Genomic DNA, 3,910 nt, shown 5'->3' with positions numbered 1-3,910 from the left:
AGACACCAGGTGAAAAGACCCAACCACCGCAACAGCGGCACGTCCACTGTGACACTGAGTGTTTGTACGCGACACGCGCAGCGTGGGCGTGCAAACACGCTCGCTCGGGCTGGACGGTCAAGCGGTCAGTTCATCGCGCCAGCGGTGACGGGTGCCCGGGTTTACCGCCCGCGGCGTCGCGGCGTCGTGCCGCCATTCCGGCCAGGGCCTCGAACACCACTCGGTGCGCGGCGTTGACGGTCAGTTCGGCGTGGTCGTAGGCGGGTGCCACCTCCACCACATCGACACCGGCGACGTCGTGCTCGTAGCACAGTTGACGCACCATCCGCAGCAGGTCCGCGCTGGTGATGCCGCCGGGTTCCGGTGTGCCCGTCCCCGGTGCGTGCGCAGGATCCAGGACGTCGATATCGACTGACAGATAGAGCTTTTCGGCTTTCGCCAGGGCTTCGCTGACCGCGGTCTTCATGACCTCCTTGAAACCGCGTTCCCAGATCTCCTGCATGGTGTGCCAGGTCATGCCCTGCTCGAGCATCCACTCGAAGGTGTCCTGCGGCGGCCAGTAGCCCCGCAGTCCCACCTGCACGAAGTGGGTGCCGGGAACGGCGCCGGACTCGATGAGCCGCCGCATCGGGGTGCCGTGACTGGCCAGATTGCCCTCGATGATGTCGGCGGTGTCGGCGTGCGCATCAAAATGCACGATGCCCACGTTGCCGTAGCCGTGCACATCGGCGACCGCGGTGGCCGAGGGCCAGGTGATGGAATGGTCGCCGCCGAGCACCACCGGCACGATGCCCCGCGACGCCACCGCGTGTACCCGCTCACGGATGTTGGCATGCGACACCTCGGTCTGGCCGTGCGGGCAGTAGGCGTCACCGAAGTCGACGACCTCGAGCCAGTCGAAGATCTCCAGCCCCAGATCCATGTGGTACGTACCAGGCTCGTAGGCGGTGGCCCGGATGGCCCGTGGGCCGAACCGGGCACCGGGCCGGTTGGTGGTGGCGACGTCGAACGGTGCACCCACGATCGCGACATCGGGCTGCCAGGACTCGAGCTGGTCGGTTTCCGTCAGAAACGGCCGGTGCCCGAACGAGGCCAGACCCGCATAGGGCAGATCCAGTTGTTCGGCCATACCGGGAGGCAGATCCCGTCGGGGTCCGTGGTCGTGACTCATGGTCACGACCCTACTGCGCAATCGTGCTGCTCATCCGGTACTACGTGAGAGGTAATTGCCCGGCTGCCCCCACAGCGGCATCGTCAAAACCATGAACACCGAGCAGTCCCCGCTCCCGCGCTGGCTCCGGTTCGTCCTGAAATCCGATCGCGCGGGTTCGTCGTGGTACATCGGCACCGGCTTCCTGTTCGCCCCGGTGCTGGCGTTGGTGAGCCCGTGGCCGGAGGTCCGGACGGTGCTGTGGGTGCTCATCGCCATGGCCGGACTCTGGCTCGGACTGCTGGGCATCGCGATGGCCTCCGGCCTGGCGATGATGATGCGGGCCGGGCGGGAGATCTCCGAAGACGACTGGCGGTCCTTGCTCGACTACCGATGACTTCTGCGGCGCCGCCGGGTCGGTATGGGCAGACAGAAAGGAGCCGCCATGCTGATTGTCGCCGGGCACCTGATCGTCGCCGCCGACCAACGTGAGGAATACCTCCGGGGGTGCATCCCGGTGGTGCGGCAGGCCCGAACCGCCCAGGGCTGCCTGGATTTCGCGATCAGCGCCGACCTCATCGATCCCGGGCGGATCAACGTCTTCGAGCGATGGGAGACCCTGGAGGCTGTGGAAGCGTTCCGGGGGAGCGGGCCCAGCGACGAGCAGGGCGCGCAGATCCGTTCTGCGGCAATGGCCGAATATGTCGTCGGGGAGACGCGTCCGCTCAGTTGACGAGCGCCAGCCGCGCCCGGATCCAGTCCGGCCATGGCCGTTTCTGGTAGCCCGTGGTCTCGACGCACACGTGGGTCATCACGCATTCGGCGAGGACGTCGCCGTCGCGCTCGATGGTGAATTCGGTTTGCAGAGAGGTGTTTCCGGGCGTTTTGAACCTCACGTGGATCTGCAGGCGGTCATCGAATTCCGCCGGCCGGCGGAACTGCAGCTGCGCCGCGGCGACCACCACGTCGACGCCCGAGGCCACCAGTTCACGGTAGTCACCGACGATCGCGCCCAGCGCCTCGGTGTGCGCCATGTCCACCCAGGTGAGGTAGTGGGCGTTGAAGACCCGGCCCTGCATGTCGCACTCGACGTAGCGCACCCGCAACGGCATCGAGTAGTGCGGCGCCGGCATCAGCGCAGAGCCTCGGCGGTCGCGGCGTCGGCAGGCAGGAACGCCTCGATGCTCAGTTCGGTCGCGGTCAGATCCAGGGCGGTGCCGAAGGTCGTGACGGTACTCAGCAGTGACAGCACCACACCGTCCTCGGTGGCAAGCTCCAGCGGCACCACCACAGCGCCGGATTCGTCGTGGTCCTCGGAGTCACCCGGGTAATCCTGGAGTTCGTTCAGCAGGGCCGACAACGCCGCGTCGCCGCTGACCGCCACCTCTCGGCGCAGTCGCTCGAGCAGGTGGTGACGCCACTGCCCGAGATTGCGTATGCGCGGTGCCAGACCGTCGGGATGCAGTGCGATGCGTAACGCGTTCGGCTGCTCCAGCAGGTGCGCCGCGACCCCGCGCAACAGCATGGCGGTGCTCGCGTTCGCCCGCAGGATGTTCCAGGTGCGGTCCACGGCCAGGCACGGGAAAGGCTCGTAGGCGGTAAGGACGCGCTCGACACCCTCGCGGATCGCGGCCATCTCGGGATCGTCCAGGGACCGCTCGGTGTACTCAGGTGCCAATCCCGCCGCCACCAGCAGTTGGTTCTGCTCCCGAGGGGGTACCTCAAGAGCGGCGGCCAGGCGCAGCACCATCGCCCGGCTGGGTGCTGACCTGCCGGTCTCGATGAAACTGAGGTGACGCGAAGACACATCGGCACCGATGGCCAGGTCCAGTTGGCTCAGCCGGCGGCGTTGGCGCCACTGCCGCATCAGCGCGCCGAACGGCGGAGCGGTGGACTCGCGAATGCTCACCTGGACAGTGTGGCGGACTCGCTGTGAGAACGTAGGAGCACTATGGATTCGCACGACTATGTGACCTATGAGCGGTGGGGCCGCAACTTCTTCGAGGTTGCGGTCACCGAAGACCGGGTGGCTGCGGCGTTCGCGGACATCGCCGGTGACCAGCTCGAGATGGGTCCCATGGCGCAAGGGCCGGCGGGACTGGCCCGGGTCACCGCCCGAGTCAGGATCCAGGAGCCCAAGGCCAGGCGCCATCTCGGCGAGACCATCACCTTCTCGATCCGGATCCCGCTGGAGATCGACCTGCTGGTGGATCTGCGGCTGGACAAGCAGCGGTTCACCGTGGACGGCGAGATCTCCCTGCGGGCCACCGCCCGCGCCGCTGAACCGCTGCTGTTGATCCTCGACGTGGCCAAACCGCGGTCCACCGATATCAGCGTGCATGTGGCGTCGAAGTCGATCCGCGGGGAGATCGTCCGGATCATCGGCGGGGTGGACGCCGAGATCCGGCGGTTCATCGCCGCGCATGTCAGCGAGCAGATCGACGCACCCGAGTCGGTTCAGGCCAAGGTGATCAATGTGGCGGAGATGATCGACGAGACGTGGACCGGGGTCTGAGTCCGAGGCTGGCGACGGAGGAGCCAGTCGATGGAGCTCAGACGGGTGTTGGGGTCTGAGTCCGAGGCTGGCGACGGAGGAGCCAGTCGATGGAGCTCAGACGGGTGTTGGGGTCTGAGTCCGAGGCTGGCGACGGAGGAGCCAGTCGAGGGAGCTCAGACGGGTGTTGGGGTCTGAGTCCGAGGCTGGCGACGGAGGAGCCAGTCGAGGGAGCTCAGACGGGTGTTGGGGTCTGAGTCCGAGGC

General features: G+C 66.9%; 6 protein-coding genes. 3 read left to right on the top strand and 3 right to left on the bottom strand.

Going from position 1 to position 3,910, the window contains the following annotated elements; all coding sequences use genetic code 11:
* Window positions 1-130: 130 nt before the first annotated feature.
* Window positions 131-1,171, bottom strand: coding sequence for an agmatinase (gene speB / locus AC3A6P_RS36040; protein WP_487697443.1), 1,041 nt, complete (start codon window positions 1,169-1,171; stop codon window positions 131-133).
* Between the two features lie 91 nt (window positions 1,172-1,262).
* Between speB and AC3A6P_RS36035 the strand changes: the two genes are divergently transcribed.
* Both AC3A6P_RS36035 and AC3A6P_RS36030 read left to right on the top strand, forming a co-directional pair.
* Complete coding sequence (locus AC3A6P_RS36035) at window positions 1,263-1,547, top strand: hypothetical protein (RefSeq protein ID WP_487697442.1); 285 nt, start codon at window positions 1,263-1,265, stop codon at window positions 1,545-1,547.
* Between the two features lie 48 nt (window positions 1,548-1,595).
* Complete coding sequence (locus tag AC3A6P_RS36030) at window positions 1,596-1,883, top strand: putative quinol monooxygenase (RefSeq protein ID WP_487697440.1); 288 nt, start codon at window positions 1,596-1,598, stop codon at window positions 1,881-1,883.
* On the opposite strand, the gene AC3A6P_RS36025 is transcribed toward AC3A6P_RS36030, so the two are convergent.
* Complete coding sequence (locus AC3A6P_RS36025; RefSeq protein WP_487697438.1) at window positions 1,876-2,283, bottom strand: acyl-CoA thioesterase; 408 nt, start codon at window positions 2,281-2,283, stop codon at window positions 1,876-1,878. The two genes, AC3A6P_RS36030 and AC3A6P_RS36025, sit on opposite strands and share 8 nt — an antisense overlap.
* Window positions 2,283-3,017, bottom strand: a complete 735-nt coding sequence (locus AC3A6P_RS36020) for a helix-turn-helix domain-containing protein (protein ID WP_487697445.1) — start codon at window positions 3,015-3,017, stop codon at window positions 2,283-2,285. The genes AC3A6P_RS36025 and AC3A6P_RS36020 overlap by 1 nt, the downstream gene beginning before the upstream one ends.
* 84 nt (window positions 3,018-3,101) lie before the next feature.
* Between AC3A6P_RS36020 and AC3A6P_RS36015 the strand changes: the two genes are divergently transcribed.
* A complete protein-coding gene (locus AC3A6P_RS36015; protein WP_487697437.1) occupies window positions 3,102-3,665 on the top strand; it encodes a hypothetical protein in 564 nt (187 codons plus the stop codon).
* Window positions 3,666-3,910: the final 245 nt, after the last annotated feature.

This window comes from Mycobacterium sp. Soil_C_30 (assembly GCF_057656995.1).
This window is presented reverse-complemented; position numbering and strand designations above follow the sequence as displayed.